Origin of the sequence: Flavobacterium gawalongense, assembly GCF_007097265.1 — a bacterium.
GTDB classification, from domain to species: Bacteria; Bacteroidota; Bacteroidia; order Flavobacteriales; family Flavobacteriaceae; genus Flavobacterium; species Flavobacterium gawalongense.
Genome location: NZ_VJZP01000026.1, coordinates 1 through 24,576, shown reverse-complemented (window position 1 = coordinate 24,576; position 24,576 = coordinate 1). Strand labels below are relative to the sequence as shown.

Here is a 24,576-nt window from a genome sequence, read left to right as displayed (position 1 = left end):
AAACAATTTTTAGCTAAAACATTCTATTCTTACATAAAACACATGCTCTTTAATGGTATTCTACGGATAACTTTTTTTTGTACATTTGAAAACTTAATAATTATATCGATTTCGTTAAATTTTATTTTCTGGTATAAGTTATGTACCCTTAAAATGACTGGGATATTAACTTCATGCCTGCTGTAACAACAAAATGAAAATAATATATGCAATAGTATTTATAATGAATATTATTCATTTCAGAAAAGCCAAAATAAAAATCCAGAAAACACTTTTTACATTGAAATTTAAAACTTTATTCATCAGCTTTATTTTTATAGGACTTGTTGCTTGTAACAATAAAGAAAAATCGGCAGACAAGACAATTACTCATAGTCTTCAAGGAGCTGCGATGCCTGAAGTTAAAAATGAGAATCTTAAATCACTTTTAGATTCATCCAGGACTTTAGATTTAAAATACTCTTCAGAACAATTAGATAATACTAAAGGACTTTCAAATAGTTCTGTTAATGCTATTTTTCAGGATTCCGAAAATTTACTTTGGATAGGGACTTGGGATGGACTAAATCGATATGACGGAAATAATTTCAAAATTTTCAGACCCGAATTAGACAATGAAAACAGTCTGAGTAATCAGGTAATCCTTAAAATAGACGAAGATAATGCGGGTCGAATTTGGATATTAACTATGCATGGAATTAATCGGTATGATAAAAAAACGGATACGTTTCAGCGTTATTATTTTACCAGAAAGAATAAGCCACCATTATCAGAATCAGAATTTAATATGGCACTTGATGCTTCAAAGAACGTATTTTGTGCCGTAAAAGATTGGGGTATAGGTTACTTTGACGGAACTGAATTTCAGTTGTTAAGAACCAAAAATCTTTCCACAAAAGCGGTCATAAAAATGGAGTTCTCGCCAACGGGTGAATTACTCGTTTTGTTTGAGAATAATGAACTTTATACTTTGTCACTTGAAACTAAAAACAACAAGAAATCAGTTTCAAAAGTAAGATTGATTTCAAACAATGTTAAAACGTTTGGAATAGTTTCAAATCAGAAAGTTTGTATTATCTCAACAAAAGGAAATGCTGTTCTACATTCTTTGTTGGATAAAAAAAATCAGATTCTTTCTGAAAAAAATATTGAAAATAGTATTGGACATGTTCCGGAAGGGCTTGTGATTTCCAGTAAATCAGGCTATTTCATTATAGACAGCAATGGTAATATTGCTAACAAATCATGGTTGAAATACCTGAAGAATCAAAAGATTACAACCTTAATTCAAGGAAGTGAAAATGTACTTTGGACAGGAACCGATGGAGACGGAATCTTTAAAATGTATCCGCTTAAAAAGGCATTCAATCTTATTTCTAAAGCACAAATTCCGGAACTGGATGGAGGTATTGTTAGGGCATTTCTGAAAGTAGAGGGAAATTCTTTTTGGGTTGGGACAAAAGGAAAAGGATTATTCCGCTTTCCTTCTGATTTTTATCTGAATACTGAAAAACCGTTACAATACCAAAACTTCAATGAAAGTAACAGCGCCATTAATAATGCTGTATTTGCTTTATGCAAAGGGAAGGACGATTTAATTTTTATAGGTACTGATGGAGGTGGCATTACTGTTTTTGACTTAAAAAAATCAAGACTTATTAATTGGTCGGAAATTTTAGGGAATGAACAATGTGGTTATTTTAAGTCAACGTACACTATTTATCAGGATGAAAAAGGATTTATTTGGCTTGGAACGAATGGCTATGGAATGGTTCGTTGTAAAATTGAGCGTTCAGGCGAAAAATTAAAAGTAACCGAATTCAAAAAATACCTTGCAGCTAATAATAGCGAAAAAGCATTAAGCAGTAATATTATTTTTTCAATAATTCCGAAGAATCAAAATCAGCTTTGGATTGGAACCCGACTAGGAGGTTTGAATCTTTTTGACAAAGAATCGGGCCAATTTCAAACGTATAAAAATATACTAAACGATCCGAAAAGCCTTTCCAATAATGATATATTATGCCTGCAGACCGATGCCAAAAACAGACTTTGGATAGGGACTAGCTTTGGGTTGAATTTGTTAGAAGATTTAAAAAGTGATGGGAAGGCAGTTTTTAAAAGTTTCACGGTTAAACAAGGACTTCCTAATAATACCATTCATGGAATTGTTTCGGATAAAAAATCCAATCTTTGGTTAAGCACGAATTTCGGGTTATCCAATTTTATCCTTAATGGATCAAAGTTTATTAATTATACAAAAAATGAAGGCCTCCAAAATAATGAATTTGCCGATGGGGCTTTTTACCAAGATTCAAAATCAGATTATATTTTTATGGGGGGAATAAAAGGATTTAATTATTTTTTACCTCAAAAAATAAAAGAATCGTCCATTATTCCAGCTATTCTTATTAATAAAATCAGCGGGCAAAATCAAGCGATTCCTTATTATCAGGGATTGGTGATAGCGCCTAATGCTGTTACGCATCCTTCGATTGTTTTAAAACACAATCAAAACTTTTTTGACATCGAATTGGCAGCTTTGACTTATATCAATAATGAAAAATGTCAATATGCGTATCAATTGATGAATTTTGATACCAATTGGAATTTCATTAACAACCGAAGAATTATTTCCTTCACCAATGTTCCTAAGGGAAACTATTCCTTGTGGATAAAATGGTCCAACAGTGATGGTGTTTGGAGCAAACCCGTTCATGCAATTGATATCCGGATTAAACCGGTGTTTTGGCAGTCTAATCTTGCTATTGTAATCTATTCCGTATTGGTTGCACTTTTTATATTGTTTGTACTCAGTTATTACAAGAAACGTCAATCCTTGAGCCAAAATATACTTTTCCGAAAAAGAGAAGAAGAACTTCACGAAAACCGACTTACATTTTTTACGAATGTTGCCCATGAGTTTCAGACTCCTTTAACTTTGATTGTCGGGCCTGTTCAAAAACTATCTGAAACAGCAAATCTCAGCGAAAGAAATCAGAAGTTCATACAGATGATCCAGCGTAATTCTTCAAGATTATTGTTTCTAACGCAGCAATTATTGGAATTCAGAAAAGCAGAATATGATTATTTAGAAGTAACGGCAAGGGAATTTGATCTTGTAAACCTGGTCGAACAAATTGCCGAATTGTTTGACGAATGGGCATTAGATAAAAATATCGATTATAATCTTGACATTCCATCAACATTGCCGGGATGGTTTGACAAGGATAAAATCGAGAAAATACTATTCAACCTGATGTCAAATGCTTTTAAATATACTCCTGAAAATGGAAAAATTGATCTCAAATTTCACATTCAGGATGAGGATCCAAAAAGATTAAACATAACCATTGTAAACACAGGAAAAGGAATTCCAAAAGAAAAATTAGATTCCTTATTTGATCGCTTTTTTCTTTCGGATACCAATGCAGTAACGGAAAACGATATGTTTAGAACGGGTATCGGGCTGGCTTATATTAAAAAACTGGTTACCGTGTTGCGAGGAGAAATTCTGGTTTCAAGCATTCCTAATGAAGAGACCACCTTTACTATTCTGGTGCCTTGCAGCAAAGAGGCGTTTACTGAAAAAGAATTGGATGTAGAAGTGAGCCCGGTTTTGATTTCTCATCATCTTAAAAATATCCTTGAAGAAATTCCGGGCAAGTCTGATGATACTCCAAATAAAATTTCATCACTTGAAGTGTTGGAAGACAGCCGGAAAACAGTCTTAATAGTCGAAGATGAGAAAGAAATTCATTTATTCCTGAATGATTTATTAAATGAAAAATATAAAATTATTACAGCTTTTAATGGTGTAGAAGCTTTAGGAATCCTTGAAAAAGAAATCCCTGATATTATCATTAGCGATGTCATGATGCCTTTGATGGATGGGGTAGACCTTTGTAAAAAAATCAAAACGGACATTAAAACCTGTCATATTCCATTTATTATGCTTACCGCAAAAGATTCGGTTATCCATAGAATTGAAGGTTTGGAAAGTGGTGCTAATTCCTATATCCCGAAACCTTTTTATCCCGATCACTTATTAGTAAGGATACAAAAATTGCTGGAAGAAAAAGAGTTAATAGTAAAACATTTTACCCAAGATACGCTGGTCGAAAATCTATCGACACTTCCCATAAATAATGAGGAAAAAGATTTTGTAAAAAAGGTAATTGAACTGATCCGTAAAAATATCGATAATGAAAATCTTCAGAGCTTATTCATCGAAAAAGAATTGGGCATCAGCAACTCGCAGTTGTATCGAAAAATCAAACAAATTTTCGGTTTTACTCCGGGTGATTTAATTCGAACAATACGATTAAAATATGCGGCTGAACTTTTGCGTAAGAATGTATTGACGGTTTCTGAGGTATGTTATCAATCCGGTTTTAATAACCGTTCTTATTTTTACCGTGAGTTTAAAAAAATATACAATACCACTCCTAAAAATTATCAGCTTAAGTATAAAGCTAAAGGCTAAGTATTTTTTAAGAATCTGAAAATCAGCATCTTTAATCCAGGTGTACACTTTTGATGAAATAGTGTACACCTTTTTTTATGCTCTGGAATTACTTTTATGAACTGATTTTTAAGTCAAAAAAAACCATTAATGCATTTAATTAACCTAATTTTTATTAACATGAAAAAAATCACTCCATTTATTAACCAATTTAACACTTCCTCATGATGAGAAAAAATGTCATTTATAATATGGTCTTATTATGGACAATATTGTCAGGGAGTGTAATGTACGCTCAAACTGTTAAAGGTGTTGTTTCAGATAGTAGTGGTCCATTGCCACAAGTAAATGTTGCTGTCAAGGGAACAGCTGTAAATACAGCAACTGATTTTGATGGAAATTATACCATTAACAATGTAGATTCAAATGCTGTTTTAGTTTTTAGTTATATTGGATTTTTAACCAAAGAAATTCCGGTTAAAGGAAACACTGTAATAAATGTTGTATTAGTTGAAGATTCACAAAAATTAGAAGAGGTTGTTGTCGTAGGGTATACCAGTCAAAAGAAAGCCTCCATAACGGGAGCAGTTAGCACGGTTGATCTGGGAGACCTTTCAAAAACAAGAGTGGCAGATGTTGCACAAGCCTTGCAAGGACAAGTTGCCGGTGTTTTTGTAGCTGCCAATACCGGTGCTCCTGGTGATGGTATAAAATTGCGTATTAGAGGTGAAGGAACTCTTGGTAAGAATGATGTTCTCTATGTTATAGATGGTGTTCCTACCCGTGATATTTCTTTCCTTAATCAATCGGATATCAAATCGATGTCAGTATTAAAGGATGCAGCGGCAGGAGCTATTTATGGTTCCAGAGCAGCTAGTGGAGTTGTTTTAATTACGACCAAAAGTGGACTAAAAGGCAGATCAAGTTTTGATGTTGATATGTACTCCGGAATTCATTTTGCTACCAATCTTCCTAAAATGTTGAATACAGATCAATACTTAACGGTAAAAGATCAAGCTTGGCATAATACTGCCGGAAATGCAGCATCGGCAATTAGTCCTTATACAGCCGACAGAAACAGAACTGATTTAGCAGACACTGATTGGCAAGATGAATTATTTACTACAGGTATATCTAAAAACTTTCAAGCTTCGGCAAGTGGTGGTTCTGAAAACGTACAATATTTAATTTCCGGAGGTTATTTTGGACATGATGGTATAGTGGTAGAAGATAATGATAAATTCGAACGTTTTAATTTTAGATCAAATGTTAATGCGGATATTTCAGATCGTTTTAAAGTGGGAACTAATCTTCAAATTAGCTACGCCAAACAAGATAAATTATCTTCCAGTGGAGATGTACCGGGAGTTATTCGTCATGCATTGATTCGTCCTCCAGTTTTAGGAGTTTATAAAGATGTTTCAGATCCAACTTATACTGAAAGCAATCCGTATACGGATTTACCTTTTTATACAGGACCTAATGACGGATGGAGTAAAATTTACGAATACACTTCAAATCCAATAGCTATTGTTCACTTTACAGATGACAAAAGAAATACATTTCAAACTTTTGGAAATTTGTACGGCGAATATGCTTTGTTGAGAGATAAATCTTTAAAATTTAAAAGTAATTTAGGTGTAGACATCAAATTTTCTCACAACAAAAATTTTGCTTCAAACTTTGGAGATGCCAATATCAATGACACTTCTAATCAATATTATGGTTTGGGAAGAAACAACAGACCTAATGGTTTAGATGAAAATAGAGGTCAGGAAATGACATTTACTTTTACGAATACATTGAATTATGTTAAAACATTCAAAGAATTGCATAGCGTAAATGCATTGCTTGGGATGGAAAATATCAATAGCAAAGCGGCAGCAATTGGCGGTAGCAGACAAAATTTTGACAATACTACAGATCCTTTTAGATATCTTGATTATGGAAGTACAACTAATGCTTACAGTTCAGGATCAGCTAGTAACTGGAGTTTGTTATCTTATTTTGCTTCTGGGACTTATGGATATGACAACAAATATTTTGCATCAGCAACCATGAGAGCAGATGCATCTTCAAGATTTGGACCTAATAATAAATGGGGGTATTTCCCATCTGTTTCTGCGGGTTGGGTAGTATCTCAAGAAAGTTTCATGAAAAAATCAGATTGGATCTCTAATTTAAAATTGAGAGCAAGTTGGGGTGAAGCCGGAAATCAGGAATTACCAAATAATGCTTACGAAACATTGGTATCTTCTACAGGAGGAGTTGTAAATGTAGTACGTTATGGTAATCCAGATTTGAAATGGGAAACTACTACGCAAACTAACTTTGGAGTTGATTTAGGAATCTTGAATAACAAATTGACTTTTACAGCTGATTATTTTACAAAAACTACCGATGATATTTTATTAACCGTGGGCTTACCTGCAGTATCGGTGGGAGTTATAGAAAGAACTTTTGTAAATGCTGGTGAAGTAAACAATAAAGGACTTGAATTTGGAGTAAATTTTCAAAATAATGATCATGAGTTTAAATACGGTATAAATGCAAACATTGCTACCCTAACAAACAAAGTGAACAAACTTCATGAATTTGTAAAAAATATTTCTGACGATTATACGCATACTAAAACAGAAGTTGGTCAAGCAATAAGTTCGTATTATGGCTATCAATTTGATGGTATTTATCAAAATACTGGCGAAGTTAGTTCTCATTTATTTTCGAATACTAATGGGACTCAACCTGGAGACATTAAGTTTAAAGATATAAATAGTGATGGACAAATAAATGCCGATGATAGAACTTTTATTGGTAATCCAATTCCAAAAGTAACTTACGGTGTCAATTTTAATGCGAGTTACAAAAACTTTGATATCTCTTTCTTATTGCAAGGAGTAGAAGGGGTGGATCGTTACAATGATTTGAAACAAATCTTAAATTATGATAGCCGTCCGTTCAATTCTACAACAGCCGTATTGGATAGCTGGAATGGTGAAGGCACAAGTAATACAACACCTCGCCTTACTTTTAACAATAATGGTGGCGGTAATGTTTCTAGTGTTTTTGTGGAAGATGCTTCTTATTTGAGATTGAAAAATTTAGAAATTGGGTATACGTTTAATAAATCTGTTCTTGGTATAAAAGACATGCGTTTGTATGCGTCAGGTCAAAATTTATTTACAATAACCGACTACACAGGCTTGGATCCGGAATCTACTTCATTGATTGACAAAGGAACATATCCTCAGTCTAAGTCGTTTATTTTTGGAGTAAGAGTTAAACTTTAAATAAAAAATTAAAAAATATAAATTATGAAAAATTTATTTAAAACCGGTATTCTAATGTGCTTGATGGTATTGGTAAGTTGTGAAGATGAGCTTACACAAGAGCCTATTGGATTAACGACTTTGGACCAGGCAAACAGCACTCCAACATTAAATACAGTAGAAAGCTCTGTAAACTCTTCTTATGAGTTGCTTTCAAACCGATTGAACATATTGGCGCAATGGGATTGGGGCGGAGGTCTTGTTTTTCAAAATGATTACATCATGCAGGATATCGCATCGGATGATATGGAGAAAAAATGGGGTTCAGATGGAGATCAACCTTGGATGGACGAAATCAATAATTTCACATTTACTTCAACAAACGGTGGTCCAAACGGATTATGGAAGTATAATTATGAAGGAATAAAAAGACTAAATATCGCGATTGAATTATTAACAAAATCAGATATAGAAGCAATTACCGGAATTACAACTGCCAGAAAAAATCAATTATTGGGCGAAGCTTATTTCTTGAGATCGTACTACTATTTCTCTTTGGTTACCAATTTTGGGGATGTACCATTAATTCTGGCACCGGTAAAAACATATCAGGAAGCTTTTGATGTTGCAGTGAGAGCTGATAAAACATTGGTTTGGGACAGACTTAAAGCAGATTTAGTTTTAGCAAAAGGATTATTGCCAAACAGCAAATATTCTTCTAGTACCGAAAAATGGAGAGTTTCTAAAGGTGCTGTAATAGCACTACAGGCAAAAGCAGCTTTGTATACTGAAAAATGGTCTGAAGTAGTAACTCTGGTTGACGAGTTAGCGCCACTTGGATATAGCTTAAATGCTAATTATTTTGATAATTTCAATACTTCTAAAGAGTATACAGATAATGAAGTTATTTTTTCTTACGACCATCAATCCAATACAACTCCAAGAAGAGGTAATGGAATTTGTGCTCCTTTAGGATGGGGATTTTTTGCACCGAGCACTGATTTTTTAAATTCATTTGAGCCAAATGATCCAAGAAAATTATACACAGTAGATGCAGCCAATCAGAATGTGAATAAAATTCTAGGAAGTTTAGATGGTGCCAATAAAGGAAATGATGATGCAGCTACCAATAAAGTGTACATGCGTTATGCAGATGCCTTACTTTGGAAAGCAGAAGCACTAAATGAAACAGGTGATTATTCGGGTGCAATTGCTATTATAAACTTAATAAGAGCCAGAGCCAGAACTACCGTGACAGCATCAGGAACAATTCCACCTGTTGGGACTTTGTTGAACAGAGTAGCATCTACAGATAAAGCGACTGTAAAAGGTTGGTTGATTTCAGAAAGAAGGGCAGAACTTGGTTTTGAAAATCAAAGGATGCTGGATTTAAAAAGATGGGGAATTGCAAAAGCAGTTTTGACAGCTCATGGAAAAAACTTCCAAGATAAGCACCTATTGTATCCAATCCCTCAATCAGAAATTGATGCATCCGCAGGGACTTTGACACAAAATTCAGGGTATTAAGTTTTAATTAAAAAAGTGGTTTGTTTTAATTAATATCCCTTGAGAAGTAGCAGTTAAATAATAAAAATTGCTACTTCTCTATTTTTTATCTAATAATCATCTTTTTACCATGAAAAAAATCACTCAATTTATTAATCAATTTAATACTTCCTTATGATAAAAAAAAATGTCATTTATAATATGGTCCTATTATGGACAATATTATCAGGAAGTATGATGTATGCTCAAACCGTTAAAGGTGTTGTTTCAGATAGTAGTGGTCCATTGCCACAAGTAAATGTTGCTGTCAAGGGAACAGCTATAAATACTGTAACTGATTTTGATGGAAATTATACCATTAATAAAGTAGATTCTAATGCTGTTTTAGTATTTAGTTATATAGGATATTTGACTAAAGAAATTCCAGTTAATGGGAATAGCATTATCAATGCTGTATTGGCAGTTGATTTAGTATTGGCAGATGATTTACAAAATTTATTAGATACGGCTGTTGTAGGGTATACCAGCCAAAAGAAAGCTTCCATAACTGGTGCAGTTAGCACGGTTAATATGGATGATTTATCAAAAACCAGAGTTGCTGATGTTGGGCAAGCCTTACAAGGACAAGTAGCAGGTGTTTTTGTAGCAGCCAATACAGGTGCTCCTGGTGATGGTATAAAAATTCGTATTCGTGGAGAAGGTACGCTTGGAAATAATGACGTATTGTATGTGGTTGATGGAGTTCCTACACGTGATATCTCTTTCCTTAATCAATCGGATGTGAAAACAATGTCGGTATTAAAGGATGCTGCGGCAGGAGCTATTTATGGTTCAAGAGCTGCTGGTGGTGTCGTTTTAATTACAACCAAAGGTGGTGTATCAGGGAAATCAAGTTTTGATGTTGATTATTACTCTGGAATTCACTTTGCCACTAATCTTCCAAAAATGTTGAATACAGATCAATATTTAACCGTAAAAGACCAAGCTTGGCATAATACTGCTGGAAATGCAGCATCGGCAATTAGCCCTTATGCAGCTGACAGAAGTAGAACTGACTTGGCAAATACAAATTGGCAAGATGAATTATTCACTACAGGGATATCTAAAAATTTCCTAGCTTCGGCGAGTGGTGGTTCTGACAAAGTGCAATATTTAATTTCCGGAGGTTATTTTGGACAAGATGGTATTGTGGTGGAAAATCATGATAAATACCAACGTTTTAATTTTAGATCAAATATCAATGCGAATATCTCGGATCGTTTTAAAGTAGGTACTAATTTACAACTTAGCTATGCGAAACAAGACAAGTTATCTTCCAGCGGAGATGTTCCGGGTGTTATTCGTAATGCCTTATTGCGTCCACCAGTTTTAGGTGTTTACAAAGATGTTAACGATCCAACATATTCTGCAAGCAACCCGTATACTGATTTACCTTTCTATACTGGGCCTAATGACGGATGGAGTAAAATTTATGAATACACTTCAAATCCTATAGCCATCGTTCACTTTACAGATGACAAAAGAAATACATTTCAAACTTTTGGAAATTTATATGGCGAATATGCATTCTTGGGTGATAAATCATTAAAATTCAAAAGTAATTTGGGAGTTGATATTCAATTTTCACATAACAAGAATTTTGGAGAAAATTTTGGAGATGCTAATATTGGTGATACTTCTAATCAATATTATGGTTTAGGAAGAAATAACCGCCCTAATGGTTTGGATGAAAATAGAGGTGAAGCTATGACTTTCACTTTCAGTAATACGTTGAACTATGTAAAAACTATAAATGATGTACACAATATTAATTTATTGCTAGGAACTGAAAATATTACCAGTAAATCTTCAGCAATAGGTGGTAGCAGACAAAATTTTGATAATTCTACGGATCCTTTTAGATATCTTGATTTTGGTAGTACTAATAATATTTATAGTTCAGGATCTGCCAGCAACTGGAGTTTATTATCCTTCTTTGCTTCGGGTACTTATGGCTATGCCAATAAATATTTTGCCACAGCAACAATGAGAGCAGATGCTTCTTCAAGATTTGGACCTAATAATAAATGGGGTTATTTTCCATCTGTTTCTGGAGGTTGGGTAATTTTTAAAGAAAACTTTATGAAAGTAGATTGGATAACCAATTTGAAACTTAGAGCGAGCTGGGGTCAAGCTGGAAATCAAGAAATACCAAACAATGCTTATCAAACACTTGTTTCTACTTCTGGTGGTGTTGTGGTGCGTTATGGTAATCCAGACCTAAAATGGGAAACCACTACACAAACTAACTTTGGATTAGATTTAGGGATTTTGAATAACAAATTATCTTTTACCACCGATTACTTTACAAAAACAACAAATGATATTTTATTAACTGTAGGGCTACCCGTTGTTTCTGTAGGAGTAATAGAAAGAACCTATGCAAACGCTGGTGAAGTGAGCAATAAAGGTTTTGAATTTGGGTTAAATTTACAAAACAATGATCACAAATTTAAATATGGTGTAAATGCAAACATAGCAACATTAACAAATAGAGTAAACAAACTTCATACATTTGTAAAAAACATTACCGATGATGCTACGCATACTAAGACCGAAGTGGGGCAACCAATAAGCTCTTATTATGGGTATCAATTTGATGGCATTTATCAAAATGCAAGTGAAGTAAGCGCTTATTTATTTTCTAATTCAAACGGAGCGCAACCTGGAGATATTAAATTTAAAGACATCAACAATGATGGTCAGATAAACGCAGATGATAGGACTTTTATTGGTAACCCTATTCCAAAAGTTACTTATGGTTTGTCTTTTAATGGTGAATATAAAAACTTCGATTTCTCTTTCTTATTGCAAGGTGTTGAAGGTGTAGATCGTTATAATGATTTGAAACAAATTCTAAACTATGATAGCCGTCCTTTTAATTCTACAACTGCAGTCTTGAGTAGCTGGAATGGGGGAGGCACAAGCAACACTACCCCTAGATTGACTTTTAACAATAATGGAGGCGGAAATGTTTCTAGTGTTTTTGTGGAAGACGCTTCTTATTTAAGATTGAAAAATATTGAAATTGGCTATGCTTTTGATACAAAAGTAGTTGGGATTAAATACCTGCGTTTGTATGCATCAGGTCAAAATTTATTTACTGTAACCAAATACACAGGCTTAGATCCAGAATCTACTTCATTGATTGATAAAGGAACCTATCCTCAGTCAAAATCATTTATTTTGGGATTAAAAGTTAAACTTTAATAAAACATTAAAAATATAAATTATGAAATCAACATGATTTAGCAAGCGCAAACACCGATGAGTTTTTCGTAGCGCCAAAAAGTATTCGTAAATTAGTATCGTAAATAAACATTTGGAAAATTTGCAATAGAATTCGATTTAGTATGTTTCAGTAAGATACGACGGATGCTTGTGGTTACTGACAAGAAAGGCAAAAAAACGAAAAGAAATTGGTTTTCTGAATGATGGGTAAAAAACAACTCTTGTGAAAATAAAAGTTGTAAAGATAAATATAAACTCGTTTTTTTTACTAGAACAACAAATCTGTATATGAAATTGAGTATAAACTGGATAAGCACAAACACTTGTAGCAATGAAATTGTAGCAATACAAAATCGGAAGCACGTATATGAAAATTTACATTTTCTTATCCTTTTGTAAAATAAAATATTGATAAAGAACGTATAATTAAACAAAAACAAACTATTGAGAAACTCCAAAATACCGAATTAAAAGACTGAAATTAAGTTTTTAGAGGTTGTTTATGGTGTCTCTCGAAATAAAAAAACAAAACACATATGAAAAAAAAGAGGTGGAGGATTAGAATAATTTTTTTTATAAGCCTATCAATGGCTCAACTGGGACAGGCTCAAAAAGCAGTTGAACAAATCCCAATTCGTTTGGTCGAGGCGATGCCTAATATGCCGGCACCATATAAAATGAAAGACTGGAAAAAAGTCGCCATTCAACAAGATTCACTGTTGTATGATTTCAAAGCCAAAGGAACATTTCTTCCCCTGATTTGGTGGGATGACAACTATGTTAACTTTCCGATTCGTTCTTTTGGACTTCCTAGTTATGTTGGGGCTTCAAGAAACCAAGACAAGCAATCTAGTTATGAATCATTACCTGTGATAGGATCGGTTTTGGGAGCATCATTGGTAGGAATTGACAAAAGCAAGTATAATGGGATTGATTTCGTAACGATGTGCCAGCAGTTTTATAATTCTAAAAACGGGGTAAATCTGGTAATGAATTCTGTTGACAGAAAATCAGGTGAAACGTTTTGGTATGATATATGGCCTGGTATGTCTTTTAATATGTTGGTTGATCAATATCCAGAAAATAAAGCAATTGTTGAAATTATGAAATTGAATGCGACTCAATGGATTACAGCCATCAATGGATTGTCTAAAGGAAGGGAATATCCTGATTTTAATTTTACAGCATATAATTTTAAAAGCGGAGTAGGAGTTTATAACGGGGTATGGCATGAACCGGACGCGGCGGCAGGTTTAGCTTGGCTTGAATTTACAGCTTGGAAAAAATGGGGGGACAATACCTATTTAAAAGCAAGTAAATCTTGTCTGGACTATTTGCAGAACCGACCAGCAAAAGAAGGTGCCTATTATGAAATTATGATGCCTTATGGTGCCTATATGGCGGTAAAGATGAATGCTGAACTTGGAACAAAATATGACGAGTTGAAGTTGTTGAACTGGTGTTTTGACGGACAGAACTCCGACCGTAATGGATGGGGCGTTATGGCTGAAAAATGGGGACAATATGATGTGGATGGATTAGTGGGTCAGAAAAAAGAGGAACAATATGCGTTCGCCATGAATACTTTTTCTCAGGCAGCGGCGCTTGTTCCAATCGTTAAATACAATCCGTCTTATTCGAGAACAATAGGAAAGTGGATGCTGAATTTGGCAAACGCAAGTCGTCTTTTCTATGCTGATGAACATCCAAAAAATAGACAAAGTAGTGCGGTATGGCAGGGAGATTCCGAGCATGTTATTTGTTATGAAGGACTGCGTAAAGATTTAGATCATGGAAATAATTTTCAGGTTTTTAAAGGTGTATTAGCAGAGGAGGGACCTTATGCAATAGGAGATCAAATGAAGCAGTACACTTCTTTTACGGATATATGTCCTTATGGATCGGCATGGGTTGGTATGTTGGCTTCCATTATTGACACGACTAATGTAGAAGGAATATTAAAGATTAATTGTAATGCAACGGATTTCTTTTCTTCAAGAGCGTTACCTTTTTTTTTATTTTATAACCCATATAAGGAAGTAAAAAACGTTTCTTTTAATGTTGGGAATAATCCAGTTAATATATACGATAACGTATCAAAAAAATACATTGCAAAAAATGTAGTAGGGAATTTTAATTTCAATTTAAATGGAGATGCTGCGATGACATTAGTTTTAGTTCCATCAAATCTAAAGACTGTAACAAAAAGAAAAATGCTTACTGTTGGTAATAATGTTATTGATTATCACTATGAATAAGCCTAAGTATTTGTTTTTATACTTTATACAAAAGAATAGTTATCCAAAAACACTCAAAATAAAACTCAATTTTTTTATCCAGCAATGGTCATAGTACTTTGAATATAGTATATAACTTTAATAAAAATTAAATGAAAGACATAGCAAAACGCTTTATACAAAATCCTTTATTGTCACCGGCAGATTTACCTCCCAGTAGAGAAGGCTTACAAATTACCTGTCTTCTCAATCCAGGCGTATTTCAATTTGAAGGAAAAACATGGTTGATTGTTCGTGTAGCTGAAAGGCCGGAACAAAAAGAAAACATTATTTCTTTTCCTATTTTAACGGAAACAGGGGCCATTAAAATCATCGAAATTCCTACAGATGACCCTGATTTAGATGCCAGTGACGCAAGGGTAATTAATTATAAAGGAGTCGATTATCTAACTACGCTATCGCACCTGCGATTGCTATGCAGTGCCGATGGACATAAATTTTATGAACCGGAGAATTATCCGCTTTTAGTTGGTGAGGGAATGCTGGAAACATTTGGAGTGGAAGATTGCAGGGTAACTTTACTTGAAAATAAATATTACCTTACCTATACAGCTGTTTCTGACAATGGAGTAGGAGTGGGTTTACGCACCACAACCGATTGGAGAAATTTTGAATCACATGGAATGATGTTGCCTCCACACAATAAGGATTGTGCCATTTTTGATGAAAAAATCAATGGTTTGTATTACGCTTTGCACCGTCCAAGTAGTGTTGATATCGGTGGAAATTATATTTGGATAACTTCTTCTCCGGATGGGCTACACTGGGGAAATCACCATTGTATCATTAAAACCAGAGTCGGTTTATGGGATAGCAAAAGAGTGGGTGCCGGTGCCGCTCCCATAAAAACGGAAAAAGGCTGGTTGTCTATTTATCATGGAGCAAATGCAGCACATCAATATTGCTTAGGGGCTTTTTTAATGGATTTAGAAGATCCTACAAAAGTAATTGCACGAACAGAAGAACCTATTATGGTACCTACTGCGACCTATGAATTGACTGGCTTTTTTGGTAACGTAGTTTTTACTAACGGACATGTTGTACATTCTGATGGCGATACCGTTACCATTTATTACGGCGCTTCTGATGAGTTTGTTTGTGGTGCTGAGTTTTCTATCAAAGACATTTATTCACTTTTAAAATTTAACTAATGTTCAAGAAACTAAAAACCGAAATAGGTCACTTTAAAAGTCAGACGCACAATTTTCAAATATTAGTGCTTACGAATCTGGTCTATGCCATTGTCTTGCCTGTAATCGATATTTTTGTGGCTGCTTATGTGATGCGAAGTTCCAATGATCCTGTTAAAGTTGTCATCTATCAACTGACAATTTATGCGGGAATTCCACTTACTTTTTTATTAAATGGATTTTTATTGAAACATTTTAACATCAGAAAATTATATTCGGCAGGAATGATGCTGAGCGGCGTTTCTATGATGATCATGATGTCATTGAAAACACTTGACTTGGTAGGAATAGGATTTGCCGGAATTACGATGGGATTGTCTTTTGGTTTTTATTGGTCTAACCGGGATTATTTGGCATTAGCCATTACCAATGATACGAATCGAAATTATTATTATGGTTTGGAAACTTTTTTTTACACTATTATTGCCGTTGTCATTCCTATTACTATTGGTTGGTTTATCGAATCAAGCGGAGACGAAGCACAAATACATACTGCTTATTTAGTTATTACCGGAATAGTGTTTCTAGTGACTGTTGCAGCATCTATTGTTTGTTTCAGAGGAACGTTCCAAAATCCGGAACAGAAAAAATATGTGTTTTTTAAATTTCATCAGCTATGGTATAAATTATTGTCGTTGTCATTATTGAAAGGGTTGGTTCAAGGTTTTCTGGTAACAGCACCCGCAATGCTTATCATGTTGTTGATAGGTAAAGAAGGAGCGTTAGGAACTGCACAGTCGATAGGAGCTATAATCGCAGCGGTAATTATGTATGTTTTAGGAAGGATTTCAAAACCTTCTGACCGAATAAAAATATTTACAGCGGGACTCGTTTTATTTGCTTTAGGGGCAGTAGTCAATGGGTTGTTATTCAATCAAACCGGTGTAATCATATTTATTTTATTGTTGCTGATTGCAAAACCGCTGATGGATTTGGCGTATTTTCCAATTCAATTTAAAGTAATTGATATTGTTTCGAAAATAGAAAAAAGAGGCGAATTTGCTTATATCCTGAACCATGAAGCAGGTTTGTTTGCGGGTCGATTTTTAGGAGCAGGAACATTCTTAGTTTTGGCTTATGCTATTTCTACTGAAATTGCGTTGCGTTACGCTATTGTAATTGTTGCTATATTGCAGTTGAGTTCTATTTTTGTAGCCAAAAAAATTATAGCAGAAGGAAAATTACTTTCTCCGGATGAACCTGTAATTGATAGCAAAGTACTGAGCGAAGTTGCTGAAAAAATGGTGTAATACCGATTAGTGTCTAAAATAGAGTTACAATTAAATCAAAATAAGAAATGAATACTATTTTCAAAATCACTTTCGCTGGTTTGTTTTTTATCCTTTTCGGGATAAATGGAACAGCACAGGTAAAACAACAAAAGATAGCTCGTGTGGATCAAATGCCAAACTTGCCAAAACCATTTCAAATCATCGATTATAAAAAACTGGCGGTCAGCTTTGACAGTACAGTGTATGATTTCAATGCCAAAGGTAAATTTTGGCCGATGGTATGGATCGACAGCAGCAAAAAGAATTTTCCTCAAGACGTTGTAGGTATCTACACTGCAGTGGCCGATGTAAGGCAAGGAAAAAATAACAAAGGGATGTTCCATGAAGCTTTGGCTACTATGGGAGCGACATTAGGAGCGAGTTTAGTAGGTATTGACAAAAGCAAGCAACAAAATTTAAATTATGTTGGTATGCTGAAAAATTATTTCAATACCGAAACAGGTTGGGATATTATGATGAATAATACGTGCCCGGAAGTCGCTTTATTGGGTGGCGGTTATGGTCGTGACTGGTGGTACGATGTGTATCCGAATCTCTTGTTTTATGCCGTTTATGATAAATATCCTAGTGAACCGGGTTTTGATGCTATTGCTAAAAGTATTGCCGAAAAGTTCTTCAAGGCCGATTCTATTTTAAATGGGAATTATGATTATTCCTATTTTGATTACGGCAAAATGAAACCCATGAAAAATAATATCTGTGCGCAGCCCGATGCAGCGGCGGGACATGCCTGGGTTTTATATGCAGCGTATAAAAAGTTTGGAGACCCAAGATATTTAAAAGGAGCCAAAAGTGCTTTATCCGCACTACAATCACAACCTATAAATCCAACGTATGAATTATTAATGCCGTTTGGCGCTTATTTAGCGGCAAGAATAAATGCTGAAGAAGGAAAGCAATACGATACCGATAAAATGTTGGGTTGGACTTTCGACGGAACCGCAATATGTCGCGAAGGTTGGGGAGTATTGGTGGGTAACTGGAATGGAATTGATATTTCAGGAACAGTTGGTAGTACAGTAGATCACGGCGGATATGGTTTTTTAATGAATACCTATGATATGGCCTGGCCGTTGGTTCCAATGGTTCGCTACAATCAATCCTACGCTACGGCAATTGGTAAATGGATGTTGAATGCCGCTAATGCATCCCGTTTTTTTTATCCGCAGTACATGCCCGATGAGCATGAAACGATTCCGCAACTGGCTGAGGTTAGCAAAGGTGTGATAGGATATGAGGGTATTATTCGCCAGTCCAGTTATAAAGCCTATGAAAATTTAAAAGGACCTGTGGCACAAGGAGACGGACCGCTTTGGGTACTGGGTCAAAATCCTGAGGAATCTCAATTTAGTGTTTATGGCAGTGGGCATGTGGGTATCTTCGGAAGTATTATCCGTGCAACCAATGTTACGGGGATTTTACAACTGAATTTACTGGCTACTGATTTTTATAGTGATAAAGCCTATCCTTCTTTTTTATATTATAACCCTTATACCACTAAGAAAAAAGTTTCAATACAAACAGAGCAAGGAAAAAAAGTGGATTTGTATAATACAGTTTCTGGACGTTTTGTTGCCCGTAACGTTTCTTCTTCGGCTAAAATAAAGATTGCACCAGAAAGTGCAGCGGTAATTGTTTGTGTTCCCTCAGGCGGTAAAATAACGTATGAAGATTCTAAAATGCTGGTGAACGGTGTTGTTGTAGATTATAACTTTCAACAGAAAAAATAAAAGGATTTGCTTATGAAATCGAATCTGTTAATCGTTGCGCTGCTTTCTTTCATTATGTTTAATACTAGTTTAGTAGTGGCACAAAATACGCAGTACTCACAAAATTGGTGGAAAGAATCGGTGTTTTACCAAATCTATATGCCCAGTTATGCAGACAGCAATGGCGATGGTTATGGGGATTTTAAAGGGATGACTGATAAGTTGGATTATTTGAAAGGTTTAGGTGTAAAAGGGATTTGGCTCACGCCATTTCTGACTTCGCCAAAGGTGGACAATGGCTATGATATTGCTAATTATTACGAGGTAGATCCCACTTATGGCAGCAAAGCCGATTTTAATAATTTTTTGAAAGAAGCCCATAAAAGAGGAATCAAAGTAATTATGGATATGGTTTTGAATCATACTTCTACGGAATGCAAGTGGTTTCAAGAATCCCGGAAATCAATAGATAATCCGTACCGTGATTATTACATCTGGAAGGGCAAACCGAATAATTGGGAATCTTTTTTTGGTGGTACGGCTTGGGAAAAAGACACTTTAACTAATCAATACTACTATCATAAGTTTGATAAAAAAATGGCGGATCTCAACTGGTCCAACCCTAAAGTGGTTGCTGAGGTTCAAAAAGTGCTTCGCTTTTGGCTGGATAGCGGTGTGGATGGATTTCGATTGGATGTGATCAATTTTTTAACCACCAACGAAATTACAGCTGATAATCCTGTCAAAGACGGACAACAAGAACACATCAACGACATCGATCAGGAAGGTGTAAAAGAGGCTATGCGAATGATAAAATCGACCGTAAGCGAGTATGATAATCGTTTCATTGTTGGCGAAATAGGAAGTGATAAAATTGAGGTTTTAAAGCAATACCAATCACAGGATTTATTGGATGTGGTTTTTAATTTCAACTTTGGAAGTATTCAAACATTTTCTTCGCAACGTATTTTTGATGAGTTGCAAAGCATGGAAAAAAACATGAGCAATTACCCAACGTTGTTTTTTGGAAGCCATGATATGCCTCGTATGGTAGACCGATTAGCCGATGGGAATCCAGATAAAGCGTTGGCATTAGCGGCTTTGATGCTCACGGCAAAAGGAGTTCCTTTTGTTTACTACGGCGAAGAAATTGGAATGCACAACATCATCGCGAAAAATGTGGAAGAGATGGCCGATATTCAGGGAAAAACTCATTATCAATTGGCTCTTGCCAAAGGTAAAAGTCCCGATGAAGCACTTTTGGAAGGAAACGAACACAACCGAGACAAATCACGCAGTCCAATGCAATGGAATGGAAATGCTTTCGCCGGTTTTTCAACTGAAAAAACATGGATTAAAACCAATTCCGATTATAAGAAAGTTAATGTTCAGGATTTAGCGAACAAAGAAAATTCTATTCTTAATCACTATGAAAAGTTGATAGCCATACGAAATAATGAAAAAGTCTTGCAATACGGGAAATACGACAGATTGGAACATCAAGACAATCAAATTTTGTTTACCCGATCTTTTGAAGGCCATAAAATTACTGTGATGATTAACTTTGGCTCAGTAAAGAAAATAAGCCTTCCAAAAGGAGCAAAAATTCTGATGGGAAAAGCAAAATTGAAATCAAATGACTTTATCATTTATAGTCACTAGAATTTGTATAAATACAAGCAATCGAATATTTTTTACTTTTTAAAACAATAAAAATGAATTTTAATATCTCTAACACTTTAGACAAAAGTGCTGTTTTTGAACAAATTGCTGCAGCATTAAAAAAAGAAAATTTCACAGTCGTTAAACAAGATGAAACACGACCTTGGGGAGGTTTTTTTGTAATTGATGAAAGTGAGGCGTCTGCCTTTGCCGCAAAATTTTTTCCTCATCTTGATATGGAAGCGATTAAAATTACCAATAAGTTAAGTCCGAAGATATTGGTGGTAGCACCTCACAAACGTTTGTCTTGGCAATATCACTTTCGCAGAGCGGAAATATGGAAAGTACTCTCCGGAGTTGTAGGGGTGAAAACCAGTGCCACAGATGAAGAAGGAGAAATTCAGGAACTTACACCAGGTACTTTTATCCAAATGGACAAAGGGGAACGCCATCGTTTAATAGGTTTAGATTCATGGGGGATAGTAGCCGAGATTTGGCAACATACAGACCCTGAAAACCCTTCTGATGAAGAGGATATCGTTCGTTTACAAGATGACTTTGGCAGATAAAGAAAGTATTGTTTTTTACTTTTGTGTCACAAAATTTTAAAAATAGAAACATTGTTTAAGGAATACATTTATTCCTAAACAATGTTTTTTTTGGAATAATCACTTTTGACATGAAAAAAAAGATAAGCCAGCGAGCGAGGGGCACTGAAAAAGTCCTTAAAGAATTAGATTTCATTAAAAGAGTAGAAAAATAAGATTTTCTACTCTTTTTTTTAGTGTGCCCAGCATGGGCGGTAACTCTAGGGTGCAAGTCCCGAACACGCCTTTACAGTGGGAAGTGTTAGCTAAATGCAAGGGTGTCCATTGTGAAGTGGAATCTGAAGGAAGCAGTAGGCAAACTCTTGACCTGACGAACAGAAACTATATATAAGGCCAATGATGTTGGATAAAGTTGCTAAACAAACTGAAGTCCAAAACTGTACGGAAACATCATGGTAAATATAGCAGGTAGATGAGAGGAAAGTTATCGTTCTTACCTGGGGAGGTCTTATAGACATAGGGAATTTTTTTTTACAGAACTATGGATAACAATTGCTATAAGAAGTCAGCAGAGGTCATAGTAGGTACTAGAATTAAGTACCGAAGGACTGAACTTAATTAAGTGAGTAGTAAATGAATGTTACCTATGAAGGAACGAATGCAGAAAATATCGAATAATTTTGATAACTACCTTGGAAATGATAGGACGGAATCCGACAGCTACCAAGAAGTGCAGACCTTTATTGGGATAACTGAAAACAACCTCACGGAAGTACATTTAGGTCAGGGGAAGCTATTAGAACTAATCCTTAGTCCTTCCAATATGAATATGGCTTATAAAAGGGTCAAATCCAATAAAGGAAGTTCTGGAATAGACAAGTTGTCCACTGAAAATTTATTAGAATGGCTCTTAGAACATAAAGAGTCATTAATCACATCGCTAGAAAAGGGGAAATACAAACCCCAAGCTGTGCGAAGAGTTGAGATACCCAAAGAGGGAGGTAAAACAAGGTCACTTGGTATTCCCACTGTTGTAGATCGCTTAGTCCAACAAAGTATTGCTCAAATCCTAACGCCCATTTACGAACAAGAATTCCACGCAAGTAGCCACGGTTTTAGACCTAAAAGAGGATGTCATACTGCTTTGAAAGAAGTAGAAAGTCATCTCAATGATAAGTATCACTATGTAGTGGATTTAGACTTAGAGAAGTTCTTTGATACTGTTAATCACAGTAGACTTATAGAACTAATATTAAGGAAAGTCAAAGACTCACGAGTGATATCACTCATCCATAAGTACCTAATAGCTGGCGTTGTTGTGGAAAACAAATTCCAAGAAAGTGTATTAGGTGTTCCGCAAGGCGGTCCTCTAAGTCCTTTGTTGAGCAATATAATGCTTCATGAATTGGATAAGGAGCTCGCTAGACGTGGACACCGTTTTGTACGCTACGCCGATGACTGCTTAATCTTCTGTAAAAGCAAGAAAGCATGTCTTCGTGTTAAGGAAAGTATAACTAAGTTTATTGAAAACGTATTATACTTAAGGGTAAACAAAGAGAAAACTACGGTTGGGTATATTAAAGGTAAGAAGTTCCTTGGATATAGCTTCTATAACAAAAGTAAAGGGAAATGGGGGCTTTGCGTACACCCAAAGAGTTACAGTAAACTTAAGAACAGGTTAAAGGAAATTACTAACCGCAGTAATGGTATGGGGTATCAAAAGAAGAAAGAACTCTTGCGATATTACATACAGGGTTGGGTATCCTATTTTAAACTAGCGGATATGTCAGGAAAGGTTAAAAGTATAGACAAGTGGCTTAGATTTAGAATACGAATGTTTATATGGAAAAGTTGGAAGAAGATAAGTACTAAATACAACAACCTTAGGAAGGTTGGTATTAGAGACAATCAAGCCTATCAATGGGCTAATACTCGAAAGAGCTATTGCCGAACTGCACTTAGTCCAATCCTACAAACAGCTCTAACCACGCGAATTCTAAGAAAATCAGGATACACGTTCCTAGCTGACATCTACCTAAAATGTATCGTAAATTAAGAACCGCCTTGGTACGGAACCGTATGCCGGGTGGTGTGGAAGGTCACCTAGGGAAATAATCCCTAGGTTCCTATCCGATTCCTGAAAATGAAGTACTTAAGCAAAACTCGAATTTTCCTTAATCGCCTTAAAATGTCTAATTACTAAAAAGAGATACTTTTTCAGTGCCCTCATCGTTTATCGGTATATTTTTTTGTGCTCACAGGCATTGTCAAGGTGATGCTTTCTTTTGGATGCTCATTTGCATACTTTTCATCGTATTGAAAAGTATATTCCCCTTCGTCTGTTTCAGTGAGTATTCCTGCCAGGAACTCTTTGTAATAGATAGCTGCTTTTCTCATACACTATGGTCGGTGTTTTTGGATAATTCTCTTGCGTTAACTGGAGCTAACGTATGCCCAAACATTTTGAGTACTTGATTTACTTTTTCGAGATTAAGGTTTTCTTTCCCTTGCTCTATTTTTCGAATAACCGTCAGTGCTACACCTGCACGTTCCGCAAAGGCTTCCTGCGTGAGGTTTACTTCATTTCTTTTCTCTTTTACAAAATCTGCCAGTGTTTTCATAAGTAGCAATTTATTGATTTTTAAAGATTCTATGCAATCGCTATACTTCATTATTATATGCTTTTGCAACGATTTTAAACAAATGTATAAAATTATATGTAAAAGCATATAATTTTTTCGAATTAAGTAAAACTATATGTAAAAGCATATAGTTTTACTTAATGGCTTATTCAGAATAAACTCCGACAATTAAGTCGCTTTGAATTGTCTTTAAATGACAAAAAAACAAGTTTAATACAATAGCAAATTAGACGGGTACTTTTACAGAAATGAGGATCAAACTTAAAAACTGTGGGAATATATAAAATAGGGGAGTATTTAAAAAAAGAAACCCAAAACTTTCGTTTTGGGTTTCTGTTGCGGAGAAAGAGGTTCCGATGCCTTTATAATAATCCCAGTAAATACAGGGCTTTCGATATGCTATTTAAGAACAGGGTCACCAATAGGGTCACTAGACTTTCAAAGTCTTTTTTAAACTATGTAAAGGTAAGGGATTAAACTTTAATTGAATGCATTTTAAATATAGAATTACAGGGTTTTACATATATTCAAGTAAATAGAGGTAAGGATCTGAACAAATTAAGACGATAAGCAAACAGATCTTTATATATGGTTTCATAATCGAAAAAAAATGTAGCCTAACTTAATGTGCAGTTTTTATTTGTATATCCATGGCCATTGTGATACTATCTACAGGCAGGGTAGTTAGGATTCTCCAACATATTTTGTCTTTCCCGGCATAGCCTA

General features: G+C 35.0%; 13 protein-coding genes. 11 read left to right on the top strand and 2 right to left on the bottom strand.

Annotated elements, in window-relative coordinates:
* The first annotated feature begins 193 nt into the window (after positions 1–193).
* The 11 genes from FNW38_RS13035 to ltrA all read left to right on the top strand — a co-directional run bounded on the left by FNW38_RS13035 (position 194) and on the right by ltrA (position 23,264).
* Positions 194–4,486, top strand: a complete 4,293-nt coding sequence (locus tag FNW38_RS13035; protein WP_235890199.1) for a hybrid sensor histidine kinase/response regulator transcription factor — start codon at positions 194–196, stop codon at positions 4,484–4,486.
* A gap of 203 nt (positions 4,487–4,689) precedes the next feature.
* Positions 4,690–7,755: a SusC/RagA family TonB-linked outer membrane protein gene (locus FNW38_RS13030; protein WP_218043726.1), complete on the top strand. Its 3,066-nt coding sequence runs from the start codon at positions 4,690–4,692 to the stop codon at positions 7,753–7,755.
* Between the two features lie 24 nt (positions 7,756–7,779).
* Positions 7,780–9,261: a RagB/SusD family nutrient uptake outer membrane protein gene (locus tag FNW38_RS13025; RefSeq protein WP_143388112.1), complete on the top strand. Its 1,482-nt coding sequence runs from the start codon at positions 7,780–7,782 to the stop codon at positions 9,259–9,261.
* Positions 9,262–9,414: 153 nt separating this feature from the next.
* Positions 9,415–12,489, top strand: a complete 3,075-nt coding sequence (locus FNW38_RS13020) for a SusC/RagA family TonB-linked outer membrane protein (protein ID WP_144064892.1) — start codon at positions 9,415–9,417, stop codon at positions 12,487–12,489.
* 608 nt (positions 12,490–13,097) lie between these two features.
* Entirely contained in the window at positions 13,098–14,768 is a 1,671-nt protein-coding gene (locus FNW38_RS13015) for a hypothetical protein (protein ID WP_218043835.1), read from the top strand.
* A gap of 131 nt (positions 14,769–14,899) precedes the next feature.
* Positions 14,900–15,958: a glycoside hydrolase family 130 protein gene (locus tag FNW38_RS13010; protein ID WP_144064893.1), complete on the top strand. Its 1,059-nt coding sequence runs from the start codon at positions 14,900–14,902 to the stop codon at positions 15,956–15,958.
* Positions 15,958–17,247, top strand: coding sequence for an MFS transporter (locus tag FNW38_RS13005; protein WP_144064894.1), 1,290 nt, complete (start codon positions 15,958–15,960; stop codon positions 17,245–17,247). The genes FNW38_RS13010 and FNW38_RS13005 overlap by 1 nt, the downstream gene beginning before the upstream one ends.
* A 47-nt stretch (positions 17,248–17,294) precedes the next feature.
* Positions 17,295–19,019: a glycoside hydrolase family protein gene (locus FNW38_RS13000; RefSeq protein WP_144064895.1), complete on the top strand. Its 1,725-nt coding sequence runs from the start codon at positions 17,295–17,297 to the stop codon at positions 19,017–19,019.
* 12 nt (positions 19,020–19,031) lie between these two features.
* Positions 19,032–20,660 (top strand): alpha-amylase family glycosyl hydrolase, encoded by a 1,629-nt coding sequence (locus FNW38_RS12995; protein ID WP_144064896.1) that lies wholly within the window; start codon positions 19,032–19,034, stop codon positions 20,658–20,660.
* A 53-nt stretch (positions 20,661–20,713) separates the two neighbouring features.
* Positions 20,714–21,229: a cupin domain-containing protein gene (locus FNW38_RS12990; protein WP_144064897.1), complete on the top strand. Its 516-nt coding sequence runs from the start codon at positions 20,714–20,716 to the stop codon at positions 21,227–21,229.
* A 637-nt stretch (positions 21,230–21,866) separates the two neighbouring features.
* Positions 21,867–23,264 carry a group II intron reverse transcriptase/maturase gene (gene ltrA, locus FNW38_RS12985; protein WP_143388148.1) on the top strand — a complete coding sequence of 466 codons (1,398 nt, stop codon included), beginning with the start codon at positions 21,867–21,869 and terminating at the stop codon, positions 23,262–23,264.
* 170 nt (positions 23,265–23,434) lie between these two features.
* Here ltrA and FNW38_RS12980 read toward each other — a convergent pair whose 3' ends face one another.
* Complete coding sequence (locus FNW38_RS12980) at positions 23,435–23,605, bottom strand: HipA N-terminal domain-containing protein (RefSeq protein ID WP_143388107.1); 171 nt, start codon at positions 23,603–23,605, stop codon at positions 23,435–23,437.
* Positions 23,602–23,829, bottom strand: a complete 228-nt coding sequence (locus FNW38_RS12975; protein ID WP_144064898.1) for a helix-turn-helix domain-containing protein — start codon at positions 23,827–23,829, stop codon at positions 23,602–23,604. Before FNW38_RS12975 ends, FNW38_RS12980 begins: the two co-directional genes overlap by 4 nt.
* Between the last annotated feature and the right edge of the window lie 747 nt (positions 23,830–24,576).

Bases quoted from the DNA above. Each gene is read 5' to 3' on its own strand.
- FNW38_RS13035 (WP_235890199.1), top strand. From the start codon at position 194: ATGAAAATAATATATGCAATAGTATTTATAATGAATATTATTCATTTC.
- FNW38_RS13030 (WP_218043726.1), top strand. From the start codon at position 4,690: ATGATGAGAAAAAATGTCATTTATAATATGGTCTTATTATGGACAATA.
- FNW38_RS13025 (WP_143388112.1), top strand. From the start codon at position 7,780: ATGAAAAATTTATTTAAAACCGGTATTCTAATGTGCTTGATGGTATTG.
- FNW38_RS13020 (WP_144064892.1), top strand. From the start codon at position 9,415: ATGATAAAAAAAAATGTCATTTATAATATGGTCCTATTATGGACAATA.
- FNW38_RS13015 (WP_218043835.1), top strand. From the start codon at position 13,098: ATGGCTCAACTGGGACAGGCTCAAAAAGCAGTTGAACAAATCCCAATT.
- FNW38_RS13010 (WP_144064893.1), top strand. From the start codon at position 14,900: ATGAAAGACATAGCAAAACGCTTTATACAAAATCCTTTATTGTCACCG.
- FNW38_RS13005 (WP_144064894.1), top strand. From the start codon at position 15,958: ATGTTCAAGAAACTAAAAACCGAAATAGGTCACTTTAAAAGTCAGACG.
- FNW38_RS13000 (WP_144064895.1), top strand. From the start codon at position 17,295: ATGAATACTATTTTCAAAATCACTTTCGCTGGTTTGTTTTTTATCCTT.
- FNW38_RS12995 (WP_144064896.1), top strand. From the start codon at position 19,032: ATGAAATCGAATCTGTTAATCGTTGCGCTGCTTTCTTTCATTATGTTT.
- FNW38_RS12990 (WP_144064897.1), top strand. From the start codon at position 20,714: ATGAATTTTAATATCTCTAACACTTTAGACAAAAGTGCTGTTTTTGAA.
- ltrA (WP_143388148.1), top strand. From the start codon at position 21,867: ATGCAGAAAATATCGAATAATTTTGATAACTACCTTGGAAATGATAGG.
- FNW38_RS12980 (WP_143388107.1), bottom strand. From the start codon at position 23,605: ATGAGAAAAGCAGCTATCTATTACAAAGAGTTCCTGGCAGGAATACTC.
- FNW38_RS12975 (WP_144064898.1), bottom strand. From the start codon at position 23,829: ATGAAAACACTGGCAGATTTTGTAAAAGAGAAAAGAAATGAAGTAAAC.